Here is a 22,938-nt window from a genome sequence, read left to right on the forward strand (position 1 = left end):
GCCTTGTGCTTTTGTTTCGCCGCCGTTGCGTTTTCCGTGCCCCACATTTACATAGCCGGCTTCCAGCCCGATGCCTTGCGAGATCATGCCGCCTGTGTAGATTTTTCCAGCGATGCGTGGATTTTTACATTCAAATCCTGGTTTGCAGGGCGTCTGGTGTTGGGCGGTGCCAAGGTTGAGCCCCACGTAGCCGGCATGGGTGTAGGGAATCCACCCTCGCGTCTGAGGTTGCGGATCGTTTTCGGCATAGACTTTCGCGGCGCCGAGGAAAGCAAGCCCGAATGCCAGCGTCGTTGCTTGATGCCATCGCGTCGATCGTTTCATTAGCACACTCCTCATGGTTGGATGACAACCGAGCCGCGGCGTCACGCGCCACGCTCGTCATGGGGGGGGGTGCAAACCGCATGCCCTGCTTGGCGGGCATGTCGCTTGCAGCGGTTGTGATTGGCGGGTCATTCCCGGATGCCCTGGATGTTTGCCAATCTATTCGGAGGTGCAAGATGAACAACAGCGAACTGGTCACGATCCTCAATGATCTGGCCGAGACCTGCAAAGATGGGGAATTGGGGTTTTCACAATGCGCGGGCCATGCCGTCGACGACGAGCTGAAAACGGCATTTCGTCAGCGTGCCGCGGATTGCCGGGCGGCGGCTCTGACGCTACAGGAATTGGTGCGCGTGCATGGGGGACATGCCGACAAGAGCGGCTCGTTGACCGGCGCGCTTCATCGCGGCTGGGTCGGGGTGCAGAGCTTTATCCTGGACAAGGACGAAGACAAGGTCATTTTAGAGGCCTGCAACCGCGGCGAGGCCGTTGCCAAGGCGCGCTATGTCCGCGCGCTTGCTCAGCCCTTGCCGGAAAACGTACGTCTGATCGTGCAGCGGCAATACGAAAGTCTATTGCAAAGCTATGCCGGCATTTCCGCTTTGCTGGCCCGTTATCGCTTGCGTTCGGAGGGGTGAACGGTCGTCTTGCCGCCGCGTTTTTTGGACGTGGCGGCAGGCAGGTCATCGGTATAGCTGGCCATATCGGCCTCATCGCCGAAATCGGCCTCGAGAAGACGTTCAACGTCCGGTCTGTTCGGCATGAGCGAGATGACCTTGGTCGATGGTACGGAGAGGTGTGCGTGTGGCATGGCGGTATCCGCGGGGTGTTAGATGAAAAAGGATGTCTATTCGCGGCACTCCTGAAAGCAAGCGGTATGCCCACTGCTGCAGGTCCGCCGGGAGTCGCCCTATGATCAGCCTAGACGTTTTTTTTCTGGCGCGTGCGCAGTTTGCGGTCAACATCGCTTTTCACACGCTGTTTACCACCATCTCCATTGCGTTGGCCTGGGTGTTGTTCTATTTCCGCTTGCGCGGTCAACAGGCATGCTGGCGCGCCGCCTATGGTTTTTGGGTGAAGATTTTTGCCTTGACCTTTGCGCTTGGCGTCGTCAGCGGCGTGGCGATGAGCTTTCAATTCGGCACCAACTGGCCGGGCTTCATGAACTATGCCGGCAACGTCGCCGGTCCGTTGCTGACCTTCGAGGTGCTGACCGCGTTCTTTTTGGAGTCGACATTTCTTGGTTTGATGCTGTTCGGCGCGGGTCGGGTCAGTCAGACCGTTCAGACTGTGGCGGTCTTTCTGGTTGCGCTGGGCACGACGCTGTCGGCCTTCTGGATTCTGGCGCTTAACGCATGGATGCATACGCCGGACGGTTACATGGAGCGGGAGGGGGTTTTGCATGCCCGCGACTGGTGGCGCATCGTGTTCAATCCCGCGATGCCTTGGCATGTCGCGCACATGTTGCTGGCGTCGGGGCTGACGGTTGCCTTCCTGTTGGCGGGCTTGTCCGCATACCGCTGGCTGCGCGGCCAGCACGACGAGCCGGTGCGCGTGGTCATGACAAGCGGGGTGCGGCTGGCCGCCTGGCTGATTCCACTGCAAATCTGGGTGGGTGATCTGCATGGGTTGCAGATTCATCGGGATCAACCCGCCAAGGTGGCCGCGATCGAGGGACTGTGGCACACCGGGCGCGCCGTGCCTGCCGTGATATGGGGATGGCCGGATGAGCGGGCCGGCCGGATACGGGGGGCGCTGGCGCTGCCCGGGGTCGCCTCGCTGATTCTGACGCACGATTGGGATGGCGAGATCCAGGGGTTGGAGGCCTTTGCCGAGCGGCCGCCGGTGTTGCCGGTTTTTCTCGCTTTTCGCGTCATGGTGGGCATGGCAATCGGCATGTGGCTGGTTGCCTGGATCGGCGCTTGGCATCTTCGCGGCCGGCGCGCGCCATCGCCGCGGTTGGTTCGATGGTTGATCGGCATGACATTTTCCGGATGGATCGCCGTGTTGGCGGGGTGGTGCGTGACCGAAATCGGCAGGCAACCCTACCTTATCCAGGGCTTGCTGTTGACGCGCGCGGCCGCCGCCGACATGCCGTCCGCCCAGCTTGCCTTGTCGCTGGGAGGATACCTGGCACTGGCGTTGGGGTTGTTGGCGGCTTACGTGACGGTGCTGTTTCTGTTGGCAAGGCGGCCGGACGCCCCGCTGCTAGAGACGCCCGTGCCCGTGTTGCCGATCATCAGGCAAGGAGAGGAGCGACCGCATGGCTGATCTGGTTCCTGTGGGTGGCGGGTTGCCGCTGGTGTTCTTTTTCCTGCTCTATGGGGCGGTATTTCTGTATGTCATCCTCGATGGCTATGACTTGGGGGTGGGGATGTTGTTTGCCGCGACGCAGGATGCCGACGAGCGTGAACAAATGATTCATGCCATCGGGCCGTTTTGGGACGCGAACGAAACCTGGCTGGTGCTGGGAGTCGGCATACTGTTGGCGGCGTTTCCCGTGGCGCATGGCATGATTCTCGGCATGTTGTATCTGCCCGTTGCCATGATGCTATCCGGGTTGATGTTGCGCGGCGCCGCTTTCGAGTTTCGGGTGAAGGCGCCCATTCGCCACCGCCGCTGGTGGGATGGCGCGTTCTGCGGCGCCTCGCTGCTGGCTGCTGTTTCTCAGGGCGTCATGCTTGGCCGCTACGTCACGGGGTTCAGCGAGGCGGCTTGGGCCTGGCCGTTCGCTTTGGGGGTCGGCCTGGCTTTGCCCGCCGGTTATGCGCTGTTGGGCGCGGCGTGGCTCATCATGAAAACGACCGGTGAAATCCGACGGCGCGCGGTGGGATGGGGGCGGCGGAGTTTGCGCGGCACGGCGCTGGGCATGGCGGCGATTTCGCTGGCGACCCTGATGTGCCTCCCTGACGTGGCGGCCAAATGGCTGGCGATGCCCATGCCGATTGGGCTGGCGCCGCTGCCGCTGGCGACGCTTGTGCTGATTGCCGTGTTGGAATGGTCGCTGCGGTGTTTGAGCCGTCCTCCCGCTTCGGGCGAGGAGGGGGAGGGCTGCCCGGAATGGCTGCCGTTTTTCGCTGCCGTCGGCCTGTTCGGCCTGGGATTTGCCGGCTTGGCGTATAGCTTGTTTCCCTCGCTGGTGGCGGGCCGGCTGGATCTGTGGCAAGCGGCGGGCTCGCCCGCTTCGCTGCGTTTCCTGCTTGCTGGCGTGGCCTTGGTGTTGCCGTTCATTGTGTTTTATACGGTCTATGTCCACTGGGTGTTTCGCGGCAAGTTGACGGCGGGGCCGTATCAGGATCGGTCTGCACCCCTTTTGTGAACGGCATCGATGGAGAGAAAAAGCGGGGCGAAGGCGGCCCCGCTGGTTGGTATTACCGGCATTACCGGCGTTTGTCGGCATGGCGCTCTTCGTCGTCGTCTTTATCCTTGTCACGGCGGCCGGGGGTGTTTTTTTCCTTCTTGGTTTTTTCCGCGTCCTCATCGTCTTGTTTGGCGGTTTCCTCCGCCGATTTGCCGCTGCCGCGATGACTGTGTTCTCCTCCCTTGCGGCCGATTTCGGCCATGTGTTCGCGGTTTTCACTGACCGTTTCACCCCCCTTGCGTCCGGCTTCCCGCGCCTCTTCGGAGGTGAATTCGTGCGCCGTGCCCTTCTCGTGCGCGGCATGGCCGCCTTTGCTGGCGATCTCGCGTTGTTTCTCTTCATCCATCGCCGCGAAGCCGCGCTGGCTTTTTTGTGTCTCCTGCTCTGGCGTGTTGCTCGTCTGTTTGCTCGTCATAGGGTCTTCCTCTCTGGGTGCGATTGTGCCCCACACCGGCCCGCGCGCATTGACCGCTGAAGCGCGATGCTTTCGGCCGGTGGGTGGGCTGTTGGCTTCAGCGGTCCTGCGCCGCTATTTAGCAAGCGGCGTGCCGCTAATGCCTACTTACCTGGACGCGACCCCTGGCTGACATGCGCCTCGCACGGCTCGGAAATACCGGATAACGCCATGCTGGCGGCCTCCGCGTCTTCGCTGTTGGCCAGATCGCCGAGCGAGACGATGCCCACCAGCCGTTTCTCGCGGTTGAGTACCGCCAGCCGCTTGACCTGAATGTCGGCCATATTGCGGCCGATCTGGCCAAGCTCCTCGTCGTCGAAGCAATACTTCACGCCGGTTGACATGATTTCGCGCACGGGCGTGTCGTGGCTCATGCCGTGAGCCAGGGCGCGCAGGACGATGTCCCGATCGGTGACCATGCCGACCAGATGCTGATTTTCCTCGATAGGCAAGGCGCCGCAGCCGGTTTCCGCCATGTGTTGCGCGGCGCGCTGGATTGTCTCTTGGGGCGTGATGACCAGCACGTCCCGGGTCATGACCTCCGATACCTTCATGATGCATCTCCTCTCTAGGGGTAAGCCGGCGATTGCCGGACGTGAGCGAAGAAGCAACGAACGTACCGCGCCGCGAAGGCACAAAACAGCCGCGCAACGCGCGGCCGGTGGAAATGCCGAGAAAAATAGGGGTGCTAGCGCGTCGCGGGCCTGTGCCGCTGCGGGCAGTCGGCGCAGCTGTCGAGCGTGCGTAGCCCGACGGAGCGCAGCGACTGCTGCAGCGCGCAGACCGAGCGGCGGCAGGCGATGAAGCGTACGTTTTCCTGCGATGCCAATGCCCGGAAATGGCGCATGACGTTATGGCCGAGAAAGTCGGTGAACAGAATCAGCAACTCGGTGCCGACGGGCAGCTTGTCCAGTTTGCGCTGATGCGAACTGTTGCGCCCGCTGACGTGACGCTGGATGGTGATGCCGAATTGATCCAGCACGTCGGGGATATTGCCAAGGGTATCCGCGCCGACCAACATTGCGTTCATGTCGTTGTCTCCTGTTCCGTACGGGTCTTTACGGTAATTGAGAATAATTCTTATTGTCAATTGCCGCGAGCCGCGCTTTGGATCAGGCGCTGATATCAACCTGGTGCCAACTGCCGTTAGGGTCTCCCATGTCGACATAGCCTCCGTCGCGTCGGCCATAGGCGCGCATCGGCAACGCAGGGTCCCGCTCGGCCGGCAGGAGCCGGGCGGCCATGCTCAGAGGGTCGGGGTCTTCGCCTAGCGAAAACTGGGCGAAGAGGGGTACACCGGACGGCGCTATGGCGGCGGCCGGCAGTGCCGGTGATGCTTCCGCAGTGACGCGCCATACCGAGAAGGTCGTTAGCGCGTATTCCACCCGCGCGCCCTGGCCATTTCCCGCGGCGTGTTCCAGAACGAAGCTGCCCGTCTGTCCGCCTCCCGTCAGGGTGACGGGCGCCGCCGGCAGCTGCATGTCCAAGGCGAAGGGCTGCACGTCGCCCTCGCGCGTGGTGAGCCGGCCGACCACGGTCAGGCGCAACACGGGCGAGGCAGGACGGGTGAGCGTATGCCGCGCGGCGGCGAGCCAGGCGGGCGCATCGTTGCTTTCGTAGGGGGAGTCCGCCATGAGGCGCGGGTCTTCGAAGCGCAGCCGCTGGCCGCTATGGTCTTCGAGTATGCCTTGCATGATGGCCAGCAGGGTTTCCAGGCTGAGCAGGGCGGCGAGTTCGCGCTCGCTGGCGCGGTGCAGGTCGACCAAGTCGCCGCTGGCGTCGCTGCCCGTCTGGGACGCGATGCCATGGACCGGCGAGGATGTCCGGCCGTTTGACTGTCCCGCACCGGACGCGTAGCTGACGGATTGAACGCGCATTTTCGAGGCTCCTGCTGTTGCTGACCTCTATATCGTCTTGATTTATTTGTCCTTTAATTATTGTGTGCTCAAGCGCGTTTGCCGGACCGCCAGATGGAGGCGATCAACCACAGACCGTTGATGGTGGCGATCAAAAAACCAAACAAACCGAGGAACGGCAAGCCGAACAACCGGGGGCCGGCATTGACGGTCATGACGATCGAGGAGCCGATGATCAGCGCGCCGGTGACGATGCCCATCGTCAACCGGTTGGCGCTGCGGTCGAGCTGGTGCGCGAAACTGTCCAGGCGCCGGAGATCCAGGTTGACGCTGAACTTGCCCTGGCGCATATCCTTGCCCAGCCTGGCCATGTCATGCGGCAGCGACGACAGCATGCCCAGCGTTTCCGTCAGCGTGTGCCTGCCGCGCTTGATCAGGTTGGCGGGATGATGGCGCTCGGCGACCAGCCGGCGCACAAACGGGGTCAGGTGCTCGATCAGCAAAAAATCGGGGTCCAGCTGTCGGCCGAGACCCTCTAGCGTGATCAATGCCTTGAACAGCATGGCGAGATCCGCCGGCAATAGGATCGAATGGTTGCGAATCAACTCCATCATCTCGCCGATGAGTTGGCTGATGCGGATGTTCTTCAAGGGTACGTGTTCGTAGGCAAACACCAGTTCGCCGATGTCGGTGGCAAATTGCGCCTCGTCGATCTGCTTGCTGCCGGTCCATTCGATCAACACGTCCATCATGCCGCGCTCGTCGTGCAGCACCAGGGCCGCCAACAAGTCGACGATCTCGTCGCGGCGAGCGTGCGACAGGCGGCCGACCATGCCGAAATCGACGAAGGCGATGCGTGGCCCGGGCTGGAAAATGACGTTGCCGGGATGGGGGTCGGCGTGGAAGAAGCCATTGATCAGAATCATTTTCAGTACGGCATCGGCGCCGTAACGCGCCATGTCGGCCGGGTCGATGCCCTCGGCGGCCAACAGGTCGAGCCGGCTGCCGGGCACCCCCTCGACGAAATCCTGCACGTTGACCATCGCGTTGGTGTATGCCCAATGCACGCCCGGTACCGTGACGTGCGCGTCATCGGCGAAGTCGCGCGCGAAACGCTCCATATTGCGCGCCTCGGCCGCCAAATCCATCTCGCGCGTCATCGAGCGGGTGAACTGGCGCACGATTTCCTGGGGCTGGAAACGCCGCGCGTCGGGAAATTCAAGCTCCAGCGCCCCGGCCAGGTACGACAAGATGCGCAAGTCGGCTTGCACTTTGTCCACGATGCCCGGACGGCGCAGCTTGACGGCCACGGCGCCGCCTTCCTTGAGCACTGCGCGGTGCACCTGGGCGATCGACGCCGAGCCGATGGGCTCGGCGTCGAAGCTGGCGAACAAGGTTTCCGGCGCGGCGCCCAGCGCGGACTGCAGCAGTGCCGGTAGTTGGGCGGCGTCGATGGGCGGCACCTCGTTCTGCAGTTTCTCGAACTCGGCGATCCAATGCGGGGCGAATACATCGACGCGCGTGGAGAGAATCTGCCCGAGCTTAATGAAGGTGGGGCCGAGCTCCTCCAGTGCCTGCCGTACCCGCACGGGGGTGGGCGTGGCCTCGGCGGCATCCGCTTTTTTCAGGTGCAGCCACTCGCCGGCGATTTCCACGGCGCGAGGCAAACGCAGACGCTCGGCAAACTCGCCCAGGCCGTGCCGGATCAGCACGCCAGAGATTTCTTTCATGCGCGGCAGATCGCGCATGGCAGTCAGCGTTTCTCTCAACATATTGTACGAGCCTTGAGTAGGCGGCTTTGACACTGCCAGCCCTGTCCGTTAAAGTCCGGCCTTATGAAATTGCACCGCCGCATACTCGCCCTCGCGCTGGCCGGCTGGTTGGCTTGTGTCACCGCAGCACCGGACAAGTCCGCCCCGGATAAAGTTTCCAAGGACGATAATACCGCAGCAGAGCCTGCGGGGGATCCCATTGCCAATTACGCATCGTCCGCCACGGACGACGCGGTCGGCGACATGCTGCTGCAGGCGATCAGTCTGATGGGGGTCGCCTACCGTTTTGGCGGCTCCAACCCGAGTACGGGTCTGGATTGCAGTGGCTTCATTCAGTACGTGTTCAAAAAATCGCTGAAGGTCAATTTGCCGCGCACCGCCGCGGGCATGGCCCGAGTCGGTCATTCTGTCAATAAGACGGAACTGATGCCGGGCGATCTGGTCTTCTTCAATACCCGCGGGTTTTCCTATTCGCATGTCGGAATTTATCTCGGCAATGGCAAATTCATTCACGCGCCCCGTACCGGTAAAACCATCGAGGTCGCGCAGCTGAATCAAGCCTACTGGGTGGCGCATTACAACGGCGCCCGCCGTGTCGCGAGAGGCAGCGCGACCGACGCCGCCGCCGCCGATGCCGCGGCGGCCGATACGGCCGACGTGCCGGCCGATAGCGCGGGTTCGCTCGATACGACGCCGGGCAAGCGCGTCAAGGCGGTTTGCGCCAAAGGGAAGAAATGTCGCAGCGTCGCGGGGCGGGCGGCCTCGGGCAGGAAGGGCGGCAAAAAAGCCCGTAAACATTAGCTTGCCGGTTTATACTATTCGCAATAGTCAACAAGAAGATGCCCGCCGCCAGCGGGCATCGTCGTTACGATGGACGGAAATCAAGTGCAATTCGAATTCCCGGTCTGGCTTGACCCCGATGGCAAGCCGGTCGCTTGTGTCGAAAAACTCAAGGTCATGCGCGAAAACCTCGAAGAGCTGGGGCAAATGGCCCAGGATGCCTTCGAGGACGCGATTCTGATGGGGTGCGACGAGCATCAGGTGCGCGATGTGCTCGCCACCATGATGCAGTCGCTGAAAAACCCCTACAACCGCTAACGCGCAAGGATCCTTCGCATGCAAATGCCCTTCGAGGCGATGATCGGCTTGCGCTATTTGCGTGCCAAGCGCCGCAATGGCTTCATTTCGTTCATCTCGTTGATTTCCATGCTCGGCATCGCGTTGGGCGTGGCCACGCTGATCATCGTGTTGTCGGTGATGAACGGTTTCCAAAAGGAAATCCGCGGTCGCATCCTCGGCGCCGCGGCACACATCGAGGTCAGCGATTATCAAGGGCGCGTGGCCCATTGGCAGACGCTGCGCCCCTTCTTGCTCAAGCAGCCGCGCGTCATGGCCGCCGCGCCCTTCGTGTCGGCGCAAGGTCTGCTGTCGTTTGGCGGCACGGTGCGCGGCGCCATGGTGCGCGGCGTCGATCCTTCGCTGGAAAGCCACGTGGTGGAGATCGGCCAGCACATGGTCGGCGGCAGCCTCGCTGCGCTCAAGCCGGGCGGGTTCGGCATCGTGCTCGGTGACCAACTGGCGCAGCAGCTCGGTGTCGGCTTGGGCGACAAGGCCACCTTGATCACGCCGGAAGGAAACATCACCCCGGCCGGCATGATGCCGCGGTTGAAGCAATTTACCGTGGTCGGCATTTTTCGTATGAACATGTACGAGCTGGATTCCTCCTTCGCCATGATCAATCTGCAGGACGCTCAAGTGCTGTTCCGGCTCGGCGACGACGTGACCGGCGTGCGCTTGAAGCTGAACGACGTGCTGGCCGCGCCCGAGGTCAAGCTTCAGCTGCAGCACGCGCTCGATCAGAATGCCGTGGTATCGGACTGGACCGACATGAATTCGAATTATTTCCGCGCGGTGCAGATCGAAAAACGCATGATGACGATCATTCTGACGTTGATCGTGGCCGTGGCGGCGTTCAACCTGGTGTCCACGCTGGTGATGGTGGTGACGGACAAACAGGCCGACATCGCCATCCTGCGCACGCTGGGCGTGGCGCCGCGCAGCATTATGTCGATTTTCGTGATCCAAGGCGCGGTTGCCGGCGTATTGGGCACGGTGAGCGGCGTGGTGTTCGGCGTATTGGGGGCGTGGAACATCGACCTCCTGGTCGGTGCGATCGAACACATTACCGGCAGCAAACTGCTGTCGCCCGGGGTCTACATGATCGATTACCTGCCCACGGACGTGCAGTGGGGCGACGTGAGCATGATCACGGCGGTCTCGCTGGCGCTGGCGCTTTTCGCCACGCTCTACCCGAGCTGGCGCGCCGCGCGCACCCAACCGGCGGAGGCGCTGCGTTATGAGTAATCCTGCCGTAATCGAATGCCGGGGCCTCTCCAAGGCTTTCCGTGAAGGCGGACTCGATGTCGACGTGCTCTCTGGCGTGGATTTGACCGTTGGCGCGGGCGAAACCATGGCCATTATCGGCGCCTCGGGCTCCGGCAAGAGCACGCTGCTGCACCTGCTGGGCGGGCTCGACAAGCCTAGCGAGGGCGAGGTGACGGTACAGGGACGGGCGCTTGCCGGCATGAGCGAGCGCGAGTTGGGCGCTTGGCGCAACGCGCAGCTGGGCTTCGTCTATCAGTTCCATCACCTGCTGCCCGAATTCACCGCGTTGGAAAACGTCATGATGCCGCTTTTGGTGCGCCGCGAGCCGCGAGAGAAGGCTGCGCGCGAGGCCGAGGCCATCCTGTCGCGCGTCGGCCTAGGCGCCCGGCTCAAGCATAAGCCGGGCGAGTTGTCCGGCGGCGAGCGCCAGCGCGCGGCGATCGCCCGGGCGCTGGTGACGCGTCCGGCCTGTCTGTTGGCGGACGAGCCCACCGGCAACCTTGACCATCATACGGCGGCGGTCATATTTGACCTCATGCTGGAATTGAATCAAAGTTTCGGCACCAGCCTGCTGATCGTGACGCACGATCGCGAATTGGCGCGGCGCACCGGCACGCAATGGCGTTTGGCTGACGGCTTGCTGCAGGCCGATACGGAGGAGGCGGGCCATTGATGGGAGGAGGATGGATGTTCTTCCGGCGAGACGAAATGAGCATCGACGCGTTGATCGGCGCGATGCAGACCCTGCCCGGGGTCGTCGAGTTCGTGATTGGCGCGGTGTGTCTGTTCCTCGGCTGGCGGCTGAGCCGCACCGTCTACCGGCGCTACTTCGCCGACCATCTTGAGCGTTTCGACTTGTTTTTGCCTTATGTCGGGCTGCGGTTGGTGCTGCCGCTCGGCGCCGAGGCGCTGCTGCTGTTTTTTGCACTGGTCTGGATCGGGGTGCTGCAGCACCGTCCGCATGTGCTGCTGGCCTTTGCCGCCACACTGTTCTGGCTTGCGCTCATCCGTCTGTTGACCGCCGTCGTGCGCGAAATTCTGCCGCGCAGCCGTTTTGAACGCCGTACCGAGCAGTTCGTGGCCACGATGGCTTGGCTTGCTTTCGTCACCTGGGCGATCCAGCTCGACGATTTCGTCGAGGGCTGGCTGGCGTCGATTACCTTCCACATCGGCAAGGTGCAGCTCGACCTGTCGCTGGTGTTCAGCGCGCTGGCGTGGGTGTCGATCATCATGGTCGCCGCGCTGTGGATTAGCCGGCTGGTGGAACGGCGCCTGATGCGCCTGACCGAGGTCGACCTGAATCTACGCATCGTGTTCGCCAAGCTTGCGCGCACGGCGCTCGTTTCCACCGCCGTGCTGATCGCGCTGCCGATCGTCGGCATCGATCTGACCGTCTTGTCGGTCTTTGGCGGCGCGCTCGGCGTCGGTCTCGGCTTCGGCCTGCAAAAAATCGCCAGCAGCTACGTTTCCGGGTTCATCATTCTGCTCGACCGCTCGATCCGCATCGGCGACCGGCTGATGATCGGCGACCGGGTCGGCAACGTCACCAAGATCACTTCACGCTTCGTGGTGCTCAAGGGCGGGGATGGCAGCGAGGCGCTGATTCCCAACGACACCATGATCGCCAGCACGGTCGTCAACCAGTCGTATTCCGACACCAAGGTTTGGAATAGCATCAAGCTCGACGTGGCTTATGGCACCGACCTGGAGCTCGCGCTGACACTGTTGGCGGAGGCGGCGCGTCAGCCGCGGGTGGTCGACCCGGGGCCGCGCGCCTTCGTCACCGCGTTCGGCCCGAGCGGTATCTCGCTGGAAGTCGGCTTTTGGGTGGCTGATCCGGAAAACGGCTTTCTCGGTCTGAAGTCGGATATGTACATGACCATCTGGCGCGTGTTTCGCGAGCACGGCATCCAGATGCCGTTCCCGCAGATGGAAGTGACGGTCAAGCGGCCGCCTGGCGAGGAGGGCGCATGAAACCCTTCAAACAGCCGGTTTCGGTGCTGGTGGTGATTCATACCCTCGACGGCCGGGTGCTGCTGCTCGAACGCGCCGACCGCCCGGGTTTTTGGCAATCGGTGACCGGCAGCCGCGAGGGGGATGAGGCGCTGATCGACACCGCGCGGCGCGAGGTCTTCGAAGAGACCGGCATCCAGGCGGCGTTGCCGGCGTTGTCGGACTGGGATATCACCAACCGCTACGAAATTTATGACCACTGGCGTCACCGTTATGCGCCAGGGGTCACCCACAATGACGAACACGTCTTCGGCCTCGCGCTGCCCGATGAGGTGCCGGTGCGGTTGTCGCCGGGCGAGCACCTGGCCTGGTGCTGGCTGCCGTGGCAAGAGGCGGCGCTGCGCGTCTTTTCCCCCTCCAACGCCGAGGCCCTGCGGCTGTTGCCCGCCAGGCTGACCTGATGGAACCGCTGCGCGTCATCACCTTCAACATGCATAAGGGGATGTCGCCCTTGAACCGCCGCGTGCGCCTGGACGACATCGCCCGCGCGCTTGACGTGCAGGCGCCCGATCTGGTGTTTTTGCAGGAAGTGCAGGGCAAGAATCAGCGCCGGGCATTGCGGCATGCTGATTGGTCGATTGTGCCGCAGCATCATTTCCTCAGCCGCCGTCTGAGGCTGCGCGCCGCCTACGGCTTGAACGCCGCCTACGAGCACGGCCATCACGGCAATGCCGTGCTGACGCGTTTCCCCATCACGTCGTGGTGCAACCTCGACATTTCGGTCAACCCTTACGAAAGCCGCGGCATGCTGCACTGTCAACTGCAGCCTCCCGGCTGGCCGGTGCCGTTGTCGGCCCTCTGCGCGCATCTGAACTTGCTCGGCCACGACCGGCGCAAGCAGTATCAAGCGCTGGCACGCTATATCCGCGATAACATCCCCGCCGAAGAACCGCTGATCCTGGCCGGTGATTTCAACGACTGGCGCGGGCAGGCCTCGCTTTGCCTGCAGGAGGAAGCGGGGCTGACCGAAGTGCATCAGACGCTGTTCGGCAGTTTGGCGCGCAGCTTTCCCGCGCGGCTGCCGGTGCTGGCGCTGGATCGAATCTACGTGCGCGGCCTGCGCCCGCTGCACGCCGAGGTGTTGGGCGACAGGCCCTGGCCGAACCTGTCGGACCACCTGCCGCTTGCCGCCTCACTGCTGCCCGATGTTGTTTTAAGAAAATCCGCTTGACACAATCCGAACATCCTGGTTCAATAAAAACACAATTTAACGCCGATTTGAACACAGCTTGCGGGCGTAAAACAGCTAAAGCGTGGGTAGCCATAGGGCTACAGCCATCTCACACGGGATGCATTCCATGTTTAGTTAGCCCGCCGCGATCATCGGCGGGCTTTCTGTTTTTGGAGTGTGTCCATGATTCATTTGCAGTCGGTGTCCAAGCGGTTCCAGCACCCGGAAGGGGGATGGTTTCACGCGGTTGACGACACCACGCTCTCGATCGCACAAGGCGAGATCTTCGGTCTGATCGGTTTTTCCGGCGCCGGCAAATCCACCTTGCTGCGGCTGATCAATCTGCTCGAACGGCCCGATGCCGGCCGTGTCCTGGTCGATGGCCAGGATCTGACCGCGCTGTCCGCGCGTGACTTGCGCCACGCCCGTCAGAACATCGGCATGGTGTTCCAGCAATTCAATCTGCTTGCCAACCGCACTGTGGCGCAAAACGTGGCGTTTCCGCTGGAGATCGCCGGCTGGTCGAAGGCCGACATTGCCCAACGTGTTGCCGAATGCCTGGATGTCGTGCATTTGTCCGATCGCGCCGAGCATTACCCCGCTCAGCTGTCCGGCGGCCAAAAGCAGCGCGTCGGCATCGCCCGCGCCCTGGCGCCGCGCCCGCACGTCATCCTTGCCGACGAGCCGACCTCGGCGCTCGACCCGAAAACCACGCAGTCGATCCTGTCCTGCCTTAAGGAAATCAATCAGCGTTTCGGCGTCACCGTGGTGATCGTTACCCACGAAATGGGCGTGGTGCGGTCGGTTTGCCATCGTGCCGCGGTGCTCGACCAAGGAAGCGTGGTGGAAGTGATGGACATCGCCGGCGGCGAGGTCGACGCCCGCTCCGAACTGGCCCGCTCACTGTTGGAGGCCGCATAAATGGATATCGCCGCGCTTAACGCTATTTGGCAGGATCTCAGCCTGCTCGGCCCCGAAATCGCCCAAGCTCTGGTGGAAACCGCGCTGATGCTGGGCTTGGGACTGGCCTCCGCCGTCTTGCTCGGCGGCCCGCTTGGCATCGTGCTCTACCTGACTCGCCCCGGGCAGCTCTTCGCTCATCGCGGCCTGCATGGCGTTCTCGGCTGGTGCGTCAACCTGGTGCGCTCGTTCCCGTTCATCATTTTGATGGTGTCGCTGGTGCCGCTGACCCGGCTGATCGTCGGCAGCACGATCGGACCGGTGGCCGCCTCGGTGCCGCTCGCCTTCGCCGCCATTCCGTATTTTGCCCGCTTGGTCGAGCAGACCCTGCGCGAGATCCCGCGCGGCGTGATCGAGGCCGCCGAGGCGATGGGCGCGAGCCCGTGGCAGATCATTCGCAAAGTGCTGCTCAACGAGGCCCGCGCCGGCTTGATTTCCAGCCTGACGATCCTGACCATCAGCTTCCTTTCCTATACGGCGGTAGCGGGTGTGGTCGGTGGCGGCGGTATCGGCGATCTGGCTATCCGTTATGGCTACTACCGCTTTCAAACCGACGTGATGGTGGCGATGGTGTTGCTGCTGGTAGTGATCGTGCAGGCCATCCAATTCGTCGGTAATCGTCTGGCGCATCGGCTGGACAAGCGTTAATCGGGCTCAGGCCCACTCATGAATCATCAAGTTGGAGAAATAGAAGATGCAAAAATGGATTGTGAAATCGCTGGTTGCTTCCGTTGTCGGCCTGTCGCTCGCGACCACGGCGTTCGCCGCTGATCCGGCCAAGAAAAATATCGTCATCGGCACCACGGTCGGCGACTTCGGCGACATGGTGAAGCAGGAAATCAAGCCGCAGCTGGAAAAGGAAGGCTACAGCGTCAAGCTCGTCGAGTTTACCGACTACGTGCGGCCGAACCTGGCGCTGGCGGAAGGCTCGCTCGACGTCAACGTGTTCCAGCACAAGCCGTACCTGGATAGCTTCAGCAAGGAACACAACCTGCAGCTGACGGCGGTGTTCCAAGTGCCGACCGCGCCGCTGGGCCTGTATGCCGGCAAGAGCAAGTCGCTCAAGGACGTGAAGAACGGCGCCAGCGTGGCCGCGCCCAACGACCCGAGCAACTTTGCCCGTGCGCTGGTGATGTTGTCGGATCTGGGCTGGATCAAGCTCAAGCCGGGCATCAACCCGCTGACCGCCTCGCAGCACGATATTGCCGCCAACCCGAAAGACATCAAGATCCTGCCGCTTGAAGCCGCGCAGTTGCCGCGCGCGCGCAGCGATGCCGACTTCGCCGTGATCAACGGCAACTATGCCACGAGCTCCGGCATCAAGCTGACTGAAGGGCTGTACCAGGAAAAGAGCTACGCCTACGTCAACTGGGGTGTGGTCAAGAGCGCCGATAGCGGCAAGCCGTGGGTCAAGGATGTGATCGCTGCCTACAATTCGGCCGAATTCAAAGCCTGGGCTAAGCAGAAGTACGCCGGCTACAAATTCCCGGCAAACTGGAAATAACCGTTTTTGCGTCAAGGCATATTCAGGGAGCTTCGGCTCCCTTTTTTTATCGGAATAAAAGGAACATAATGGCTTCGACGGTTTTTATGCATTTGACAAATTCCATTGGGCCAAGGAATCTGACTTCTCCTTAGAAGCAGCGGTCATATCATGACTAACGCGCAAAACGGCTCTGTGCTGCAGGCGCAATTCCAGCGACTGCATCGTCAGGCGTTGCAAGCCCGCATGTTGCTCGACCGGCCGGCCAAGGCCGCCGACGCAGTCTATGATCTGCGCCTGGCCTTGCGCATCAGCCGTATCCTGCGTCATTTCGCCCGCAAAGATCCCGCCTACGACGCCTTCTCCCGCGTGCTCGACCTGGCTTATCGCGCCACCTCGCCGGTTCGCGACCGTCAGGTCGGCATTGCGCGCATCCGCCTGTTGGAAACCGGTTGGCCGCGAACCCGCCGCCGGCCGTCAACGGGCCTGTCTCAAGCGCTCCGCGCCAGTTACCCGCAGCTGGGGCGCGACATGGATGTGCTCGGCCTGCCTGGTGCCCTGATTCTGATGGAGAGCGCCATCGCCCGCGTCGAGCGAAAGGTGGTGCGCGCCAAGTTGATTCGCCGCGCCGAACGTCATGCCGAGCGGCTTCGCGCCGTGTTGTCCACGCGGATGGAAACCGCATTGGCGCGCCACCGCATGAAGGATTGGCATCGCTTGCGCTTGGCGATCAAGCACTATCGGTTCTGGGTCGATGTGCTGGCTGGCGTCTTGCCGAAGGGGCAAGTCGCGCTGTCGCGCGCGCTCAAGCCGCTGCAGGTGGCGTTGGGCGACGCGCACGATGGCGAGGTGTTGATGGCTTGGCTGCCGGAGATTCCGGACGCGCCTCTCGACGACTGGCGCGCGGTGCTGATGACGCAAAAGCAAGCCGACTTGGAGCGGGCGCTCGCGCTGCTTTCCCCGCTGATGGCGAGCCCCGGTCAGCTTGCCGATGGTATAAGCTGAAATCAGAGGGGGTTCAACGAGCGAGGTGAAGCATGCTGCACACCAAATTACGCGCCGTATCCGAAGCACAGGCCCGGCTGGAGTCCTTGCGGCGGATGTTGACGCTAGGCGCGCCGGCGGAGCATGAGTACCTGCGGGTCACCCGTTTGGCGCAGAAACTGTTCAATGTGCCGATTTCCTATGTGTCGGTCTTGGACGGGCAGACGCAGTATCTGATGTCGCCATTGGGCATGGCGCCGATGGCCATTCCCTGCGAGCAGTCGCTGTGCCAGCACGTCATCAAGAGCAAGCAGCGCATCGTCTGCGAGGACGCGAGCCAGGACGAGCGCTTTGCCTGTGCTCAGCCGGTGCAGGGCGCGCCCGGCATCCGCTTTTATGCCGCACAGCCGATTCACAACGCCGAGGGGCACGTCATCGGCGCGCTGTGCGTTGCCGATACGCAGCCGCGCACCTTGTCCGACGCCGAGGCGCAGTGGCTGGAGGATCTGACCTATCTGCTCGAGGCCACGATCGCCTTGCGCTATCTGAGTTTTTCGCATGAAAAAGCGCTGGTGTTCGCCAGCGCGGCCGGTCGCGACGCCATGACCGATGCGTTGACCGGGGTGTTCAACCGCCGTGGGATCATCGACATGGCCAACCATGCCTACGCGCGCTGCATTCACGAAAATCGCGGCTTTTCATTGGCCTTGGTCGATTTGGATCATTTCAAGGCGATCAACGACGAGTTCGGCCACACCGTCGGCGACGAGGCGCTGAAGGAAGCGGCGCAACGCATCCAGCGCACGCTGCGCGGCGGCGACATCATCGGCCGCTGGGGTGGCGAGGAGTTTCTGGTGGCGCTGCCAGGCTCGAGCCCCTCGGTGCTGCAGGATGTCGGCAATAAACTGGTGCAGGTGGTCGGCGGACCCGTTGTCGTCGGCGAGAGCAAGGTGCAACTGTCGGCCAGCGTCGGCCTGGTTGGCGTCGGCACCGCCAAGGACGTGTTCGACGAAGTGGCCTGGCTCGAGGCGGCGGATCAGGCGCTCTATATGGCCAAGGAACGGGGGCGGGCGCAGGCGGTGGTTTATCCGAGCGCGCCGGGCTAGTGTTTCGTCCCAGCGAGTAGCGTGCGTTCGCCGTAGGCAACGCACGTCCTCTTTGCGGCTGGGCACGCTTCTCGCGCGCTACCGACGACTCCCCGACCCCATGAACTTCTTACCAGATGATCTTCACCGCCTTGTCGCCCAGCCAATCCTTCAAGCCGCCGATCAGGCCGTCGTCCAACCGCACGCCCCAGTCTTTGGGCAGCATCAGCTCGCCGCTGGCTTGTCCGTTGCCGTAGAGCACGCGCACCGGACAACCGACCTCCTCGCTGCGATAAGGCGTCAACAAACCGGCGAAGCGCGCCGTGTCGGCGTTGCCGTTGTTCATCGTGACCTGCAGGCTGCGCGCGTACAGACTGCGCGCTTCGCCGAGCTCGTAGATCTTGTCGGCCATGATGCGCAAGCCGCCGGAGAAGTCGTCGTTGCTGACCTTGCCCTCGATGACCAGGATCTGATCCTCGTTGAGCCGCCCGCGGTTGGCCTCGTAAGTTTCAGAGAACACGCTGACTTCCACTTTGGCGCTCAGGTCTTCCAGCTGGATGAAGGCCATTTTGCCGCGGTTGCCGACCTTGGTGCGAATACCGGTGACGAAACCGGCCAAGAGCTGCGGTTCCTTGCGCGGAGAGATGCGGGACAACGACGTTTTGATGAAGCCGCGCACTTCGCGTTCGTAAGGTCCGAAGGGGTGGCCGGAGAGATAGTAGCCGATGGCTGTTTTTTCCTCGGCAAGCTGCGTGGTCTGATCCCACGGCCGTACCTCGGTCATCTCCAACGGCGGCGCCACATCGTCGCCGAACATATCGAACAGTCCGCCCTGGTTGGCGTGTGCCGCCTCTTGTTCGGCCGACTCCATGCACAGGCCGACATTGGCCAGTAGCCGCGCCCGATTGGGGTCGATGGCATCGAATGCGCCGCCGCGAATCAGCGCTTCGATCACGCGCTTGTTCACCAGCTTTTTGTCGGTGCGGCGGCAGAAGTCGAACAGGTCGGTGAACGGGCCGGAGGCCTCGCGCACGGCGATGATGTGCTCGACCGCCGATTCGCCGCTGCCCTTGATGGCGCCGAGGGCATAGCGAATGTGCTGACGGTCCACCGGCACGAAGCGGTAGTACGAGGCATTGACGTCCGGTGGCAAGAACTTCAGGTTGTTGGCCAACGAGTCGTCGTAAAACACCTTGAGCTGATCGGTGTTGTCCAATTCAGACGACATGGTGGCGGCCATGAACGCGGCCGTGTGGTGGGCCTTCAGCCAGGCCGTCTGATAGGCGACCACGGCATAGGCGGCCGTGTGGGACTTGTTGAAGCCGTATTCGGCGAACTTGGCCATCAGGTCGAACAGGTGGCGCGCCAGCTCTTCCGGGTAGCCCTTTTTCTGGGCGCCCTCGGTGAAGATGCCGCGGTGCTTGTCCATCTCCTCGGCCTTCTTCTTGCCCATCGCCCGGCGCAGCATGTCGGCGCCGCCCAGCGTGTAGCCGCCGATGATCTGCGAGATCTGCATCACCTGTTCCTGGTAGACGATCACGCCATAGGTCGGCTCCAGGCAGGCGGTCAGGTCCGGATGGAAATAGTCGACTTCCTGCTTGCCGGCCTTGCGCAAGATGAAGTCGTCCACCATGCCCGAGCCGAGCGGGCCCGGACGGTAGAGCGCCAGCACGGCGATGATGTCTTCGAAGCGGTCGGGCTTCAGCTTTTCCAACAGCCGTTTCATCCCATCCGATTCCAGCTGGAACACCGCCGTGGTGTTCGCCTTCTGCAGTACGCGGTAAGCGGCCGGGTCGGTGAATTCCAGGTGGTTCAGGTCGGTGTCGAAGCTGGGGTCGAGATCTTTGATGTAGCGCACCGCCAGCTCGATAATGGTCAGGTTGCGCAGCCCCAGAAAGTCGAACTTCACCAAGCCGATCTGCTCGACGTCGTCCTTGTCGAGCATCGATACCGGCACGGCATCCTCGCCGCTGGCCTGGAACAGCGGGCAGAAGTCGGTGAGCTTGCCCGGTGCGATCAATACGCCGCCGGCGTGCATGCCGATGTTGCGCGTCAGACCTTCCAGCTTCTTGGCCAGCGCCCACAACTGCGACAGCTCTTCCTCGTTCGCCAGCCGATCGCGCAGCACGGGTTCCATTTCCACCGCGTCGTCCAGGCTGTACTGCTTGCCCGGCGCCGCCGGAATCAGTTTGGAGACCTGGTCGCAGAAGGTGTAGGGCAGGTCGAGCACCCGGCCGACGTCGCGCACCACCGCCTTGGCGGCCATCGTGCCGAAGGTGGCGATCTGGCTGACCGCTTCTTCGCCGTAGGCATGACGCACGTAGTCGATCACGCGGTAGCGGTTGTCCTGGCAGAAGTCGACGTCGAAGTCAGGCATCGATACCCGCTCAGGGTTGAGGAAGCGCTCGAACAGCAAGGCATAGGCGAGCGGGTCCAAGTCGGTGATGCCGAGCGAGAACGCCACGAGCGAGCCCGCGCCCGAACCGCGGCCCGGGCCGACCGGACATCCGTTTTTCTTCGCCCAGTTGATGAAGTCGGCCACGATGAGGAAGTAGCCGGGAAACTTCATTTGCACGATGGTATCGAGCTCGAAGCGCAAGCGCTCCTCATAGCGCGGCCGGTTGGCCTCCAAGACCGCCGCATCGGGGTAGAGCGCCTTGAGCCGTTCCTCCATGCCTTCGCGCGTGCGCGCGACCAGGTAGTCGTCGAGCGTCATGCCCGGCGGCGTGGGGAAGTTCGGCAGATAGTTCTTGCCCAGTTGTACCGTGAGATTGCAGCGCTTGGCGATTTCCACCGTATTGGCCAGCGCTTCCGGAATGTCGTGGAAGCGCTCGATCATCTGTTCCGTGCTGAGGAAATACTGACATTCGCTGAAATGGCGCGGCCGGCGTTTGTCGGACAGCGTGTAGCCCTCGGCGATGCAGACGCGCGCCTCGTGCGCCTTGAAGTCGTCCGGGTCCATGAATTGGATCGGATGCGTGGCCACCACCGGCAGGCCGGTCTCGCCCGCGAGCCAGAGCGTTTGCTGCAGCACGGCCTCCACCTGCGGATTGTCCACGCGCTGTAGTTCCAAATAGAACGCATCCGGAAACAACGCGGCCCAACGGCGCGCGCGGGCGAGCGCCTCGTCGCGGTTGCCCATCGCCAGCGCCATGCCGACGTCGCCGAGATGGGCGCCGGACAAGCACAAGAGGCCGCTGTTGTCGCCGCCCGCCAGCACCTCGTATTTGATCTCCGCGCGGCCGCGATGCTGATTGTGGGTATAGGCCTCGCTCAACAGTTCGCACAACCGGCCATAGCCATCGCGGTTTTTGGCGGTCAGCATCAACCGGAACGGCTTGTCGGCGTCATCGGGGTTTTCGAGCCAGATGTCGCACGACACGATGGGTTTGAGGCCCTTGCCGCGGCAGGTCTTGTAGAACTTGACCATGCCGAAGATGTTCATCAGGTCCGACATGCCGAGCGCCGGCATGCCGTCGAGGCTCGCGCGCTTGACGGCGTCGTCCAGTCGCACGATGCCGTCGGTGATCGAAAACTCCGAGTGGAGCCGCAGGTGAATGAATCGAGGTGCGTTCATGCGCTCTTTTGCTTATCAGAAGAATGGGCGGCTCCGTGCCGAGACGGAGCCGCGATGGCGCTATTTTACTCAAGCGCGGTGCTGACGTCGCGTGTTCCTTGCGAGTGAGGTATCAGCAAGGCGGCAGCACGACGTGCCACCGCTGGGCGGCCTGCTGCCTGACGCTTGCCGGGTAGCCGATGGACCCGCTGCGGTCGGCGCACAGGGTGAGGTAACGCTCCGGGCCTGTGGTTTTGCCGATGACATAACCGCCGATGCCGGTACCGCCGGTTTGGGCGAGCCGTTGTCGGGCAACGGTCAAATCGCCGTCGCGGAGCGCCTGCCACAATACGGGCGTGGAATAGGCGGTCAACAGCATGCACGCCAATAGGATGATGGCAATCCGCCATCCAAAGAGAGAGCCTTGAGTATTTTGCATAGTGGTCTCCGGGAAACGGACAGCACGGCGTGGGAAATCCGTGCTGTCCGTATCGACGCGCCAATCAGCGCGCGACAGCGCACTCAAGCGCGGGGCGTTGTGATGACGCCGCTATGCACGTGGTGTTGTGCGGTGCGAGCCGATTAGCGGTTTTTGACGCCGCCCCGAGGCTCAAAGTTGGAGTTGGCGGGAGAGGGGCCGCGTTGCGTTTGCTGCTGCCCGGTGCTTGCCGGGTAGCCGCCGGGACCGCTGTAGTCCCCCTGAGCCTTGCCGCCGCTGACCGCCTTGAGTTGCAGTAACGTGAGTGTGTGCATAGGTGGATCTCCTTCCATGCGTAGTGTTGAGAATGGGTAAAACGGCCTCGCGAATGTTTTTCGCCAAGCGTTTTACGATTTTACGAATGGCGCGGGGGCGGACAATGTGCCTTTGTCTTGCCGTGCCTGTAAGTTTTCGGCTGATGGCGGAGGAGAGTATTGAGGAGACGGGTCGATACACGGCAAGGGCAGCCGCGCACTGGCCGCGCCATGGCGCGCGGCGGGCGCCGAGGCGCACCGCCCGGGGGCGGACGGTGCTTGTGGCTCTGGCTATTCGTCCTTTTTCTTCGGCGAAGACGGGGTCAACGCCGCCAGCGCCGCTTTCTGCATTTCCAAGGTCTTGATCTGCATCGACAGCATGCCTTGACTCATGGCGAGCCAGGCTTCGACCACCTTGAGTTCGCCGATGCGGCGCTCGATATCCTCTTCGGTCAGCGGCGGCATGAAGGGCTGAGCGGCGGCCGGCGCGGCGTTTTGCCACATCTGGCGGAACAGGGCGAAGGGATCGGCGGGATTGAAGTCAGTTGAGCTCATGACGGCTACCTGTGGAGGGGTTCAGTTCGAAATCTAGCCCTTGTCGTCGATGGCGGCAAGACCGCTCCCTGGTCGTGGACTCTATTGGGGCTATTTCGCCGTGGCCGGAATGGCCTTATTGATCAGATAGCCGCCCTGGCTGATGGCAATCAGCGTGATCATGTTGGCGCTGATCGGTGGAAAGCCGTGGGTTTGCGGTATGACGCCGTGGATTTGTGGCGTGATGCTGTCGATCATCAGACCGATC

Annotated in this window: 25 protein-coding genes; 14 read left to right on the plus strand and 11 right to left on the minus strand. The window is 62.5% G+C overall.

Going from position 1 to position 22,938, the window contains the following annotated elements; translation table 11 throughout:
- The coding region (locus JOZ06_RS05695; RefSeq protein ID WP_293229825.1) for a hypothetical protein at positions 1-324 on the minus strand (324 nt) is incomplete at its 3' end.
- A 176-nt stretch (positions 325-500) separates the two neighbouring features.
- On the opposite strand from JOZ06_RS05695, the gene JOZ06_RS05700 reads away from it, so the two are divergent.
- Entirely contained in the window at positions 501-962 is a 462-nt protein-coding gene (locus tag JOZ06_RS05700) for a PA2169 family four-helix-bundle protein (protein ID WP_293229828.1), read from the plus strand.
- Here JOZ06_RS05700 and JOZ06_RS05705 read toward each other — a convergent pair.
- Positions 938-1,135: a hypothetical protein gene (locus JOZ06_RS05705; RefSeq protein ID WP_293229831.1), complete on the minus strand. Its 198-nt coding sequence runs from the start codon at positions 1,133-1,135 to the stop codon at positions 938-940. The genes JOZ06_RS05700 and JOZ06_RS05705 overlap by 25 nt on opposite strands.
- 101 nt (positions 1,136-1,236) lie before the next feature.
- Between JOZ06_RS05705 and JOZ06_RS05710 the strand changes: the two genes are divergently transcribed.
- Positions 1,237-2,595: a cytochrome ubiquinol oxidase subunit I gene (locus JOZ06_RS05710; RefSeq protein ID WP_293229833.1), complete on the plus strand. Its 1,359-nt coding sequence runs from the start codon at positions 1,237-1,239 to the stop codon at positions 2,593-2,595.
- Complete coding sequence (locus JOZ06_RS05715; protein WP_293229835.1) at positions 2,588-3,643, plus strand: cytochrome d ubiquinol oxidase subunit II; 1,056 nt, start codon at positions 2,588-2,590, stop codon at positions 3,641-3,643. Before JOZ06_RS05710 ends, JOZ06_RS05715 begins: the two co-directional genes overlap by 8 nt.
- A 61-nt stretch (positions 3,644-3,704) precedes the next feature.
- On the opposite strand, the gene JOZ06_RS05720 is transcribed toward JOZ06_RS05715, so the two are convergent.
- The 5 genes from JOZ06_RS05720 to JOZ06_RS05740 all read right to left on the minus strand — a co-directional run bounded on the left by JOZ06_RS05720 (position 3,705) and on the right by JOZ06_RS05740 (position 7,767).
- Positions 3,705-4,100, minus strand: coding sequence for a KGG domain-containing protein (locus JOZ06_RS05720; RefSeq protein ID WP_293229837.1), 396 nt, complete (start codon positions 4,098-4,100; stop codon positions 3,705-3,707).
- A gap of 143 nt (positions 4,101-4,243) precedes the next feature.
- Positions 4,244-4,693 carry a CBS domain-containing protein gene (locus JOZ06_RS05725; RefSeq protein ID WP_293229840.1) on the minus strand — a complete coding sequence of 150 codons (450 nt, stop codon included), beginning with the start codon at positions 4,691-4,693 and terminating at the stop codon, positions 4,244-4,246.
- A gap of 134 nt (positions 4,694-4,827) precedes the next feature.
- Positions 4,828-5,169: a DUF2325 domain-containing protein gene (locus JOZ06_RS05730; protein WP_293229844.1), complete on the minus strand. Its 342-nt coding sequence runs from the start codon at positions 5,167-5,169 to the stop codon at positions 4,828-4,830.
- A gap of 82 nt (positions 5,170-5,251) precedes the next feature.
- Positions 5,252-6,016 carry a hypothetical protein gene (locus tag JOZ06_RS05735; protein ID WP_293229847.1) on the minus strand — a complete coding sequence of 255 codons (765 nt, stop codon included), beginning with the start codon at positions 6,014-6,016 and terminating at the stop codon, positions 5,252-5,254.
- Positions 6,017-6,084: 68 nt separating this feature from the next.
- Positions 6,085-7,767, minus strand: a complete 1,683-nt coding sequence (locus tag JOZ06_RS05740; protein ID WP_293229850.1) for an AarF/UbiB family protein — start codon at positions 7,765-7,767, stop codon at positions 6,085-6,087.
- Between the two features lie 63 nt (positions 7,768-7,830).
- Between JOZ06_RS05740 and JOZ06_RS05745 the strand changes: the two genes are divergently transcribed.
- From JOZ06_RS05745 to JOZ06_RS05800, 11 genes are all read left to right on the plus strand, one after another.
- On the plus strand, positions 7,831-8,568 hold the full coding sequence (locus tag JOZ06_RS05745; RefSeq protein WP_293229853.1) for a C40 family peptidase: 738 nt from the start codon (positions 7,831-7,833) through the stop codon (positions 8,566-8,568).
- 315 nt (positions 8,569-8,883) lie between these two features.
- Positions 8,884-10,131, plus strand: a complete 1,248-nt coding sequence (locus JOZ06_RS05755; protein ID WP_293229858.1) for a lipoprotein-releasing ABC transporter permease subunit — start codon at positions 8,884-8,886, stop codon at positions 10,129-10,131.
- On the plus strand, positions 10,124-10,825 hold the full coding sequence (gene lolD / locus JOZ06_RS05760) for a lipoprotein-releasing ABC transporter ATP-binding protein LolD (RefSeq protein ID WP_293229861.1): 702 nt from the start codon (positions 10,124-10,126) through the stop codon (positions 10,823-10,825). The genes JOZ06_RS05755 and lolD overlap by 8 nt, the downstream gene beginning before the upstream one ends.
- A gap of 14 nt (positions 10,826-10,839) precedes the next feature.
- Positions 10,840-12,126 (plus strand): mechanosensitive ion channel domain-containing protein, encoded by a 1,287-nt coding sequence (locus JOZ06_RS05765; RefSeq protein WP_293229864.1) that lies wholly within the window; start codon positions 10,840-10,842, stop codon positions 12,124-12,126.
- On the plus strand, positions 12,123-12,566 hold the full coding sequence (nudB, locus tag JOZ06_RS05770; RefSeq protein WP_293229867.1) for a dihydroneopterin triphosphate diphosphatase: 444 nt from the start codon (positions 12,123-12,125) through the stop codon (positions 12,564-12,566). The genes JOZ06_RS05765 and nudB overlap by 4 nt, the downstream gene beginning before the upstream one ends.
- Entirely contained in the window at positions 12,566-13,336 is a 771-nt protein-coding gene (locus JOZ06_RS05775) for an endonuclease/exonuclease/phosphatase family protein (protein ID WP_293229870.1), read from the plus strand. Before nudB ends, JOZ06_RS05775 begins: the two co-directional genes overlap by 1 nt.
- A 183-nt stretch (positions 13,337-13,519) precedes the next feature.
- The gene (locus JOZ06_RS05780) at positions 13,520-14,257 is read left to right on the plus strand and encodes an ATP-binding cassette domain-containing protein (RefSeq protein ID WP_293229873.1); all 738 of its coding nucleotides are present in this window, start codon (positions 13,520-13,522) and stop codon (positions 14,255-14,257) included.
- On the plus strand, positions 14,258-14,944 hold the full coding sequence (locus JOZ06_RS05785; protein WP_293229876.1) for a methionine ABC transporter permease: 687 nt from the start codon (positions 14,258-14,260) through the stop codon (positions 14,942-14,944).
- Between the two features lie 46 nt (positions 14,945-14,990).
- Complete coding sequence (locus tag JOZ06_RS05790) at positions 14,991-15,800, plus strand: MetQ/NlpA family ABC transporter substrate-binding protein (RefSeq protein WP_293229879.1); 810 nt, start codon at positions 14,991-14,993, stop codon at positions 15,798-15,800.
- Between the two features lie 150 nt (positions 15,801-15,950).
- A complete protein-coding gene (locus JOZ06_RS05795; RefSeq protein WP_293229881.1) occupies positions 15,951-16,784 on the plus strand; it encodes a CHAD domain-containing protein in 834 nt (277 codons plus the stop codon).
- A 32-nt stretch (positions 16,785-16,816) separates the two neighbouring features.
- A complete protein-coding gene (locus JOZ06_RS05800) occupies positions 16,817-17,869 on the plus strand; it encodes a sensor domain-containing diguanylate cyclase (RefSeq protein WP_293229883.1) in 1,053 nt (350 codons plus the stop codon).
- Positions 17,870-17,978: 109 nt separating this feature from the next.
- Here JOZ06_RS05800 and dnaE read toward each other — a convergent pair whose 3' ends face one another.
- The 4 genes from dnaE to JOZ06_RS05820 all read right to left on the minus strand — a co-directional run bounded on the left by dnaE (position 17,979) and on the right by JOZ06_RS05820 (position 22,691).
- The gene (gene dnaE, locus JOZ06_RS05805) at positions 17,979-21,425 is read right to left on the minus strand and encodes a DNA polymerase III subunit alpha (RefSeq protein ID WP_293229885.1); all 3,447 of its coding nucleotides are present in this window, start codon (positions 21,423-21,425) and stop codon (positions 17,979-17,981) included.
- Positions 21,426-21,537: 112 nt separating this feature from the next.
- On the minus strand, positions 21,538-21,843 hold the full coding sequence (locus JOZ06_RS05810; RefSeq protein WP_293229888.1) for a hypothetical protein: 306 nt from the start codon (positions 21,841-21,843) through the stop codon (positions 21,538-21,540).
- 143 nt (positions 21,844-21,986) lie between these two features.
- Positions 21,987-22,157, minus strand: a complete 171-nt coding sequence (locus JOZ06_RS05815; RefSeq protein ID WP_293229891.1) for a hypothetical protein — start codon at positions 22,155-22,157, stop codon at positions 21,987-21,989.
- A 270-nt stretch (positions 22,158-22,427) separates the two neighbouring features.
- On the minus strand, positions 22,428-22,691 hold the full coding sequence (locus JOZ06_RS05820; RefSeq protein ID WP_293229893.1) for a PhaM family polyhydroxyalkanoate granule multifunctional regulatory protein: 264 nt from the start codon (positions 22,689-22,691) through the stop codon (positions 22,428-22,430).
- Positions 22,692-22,938 lie beyond the last annotated feature (247 nt).

Origin of the sequence: Paludibacterium sp., from assembly GCF_019232825.1 — a bacterium.
Classification (GTDB): domain Bacteria; phylum Pseudomonadota; class Gammaproteobacteria; order Burkholderiales; family Chromobacteriaceae; genus Paludibacterium.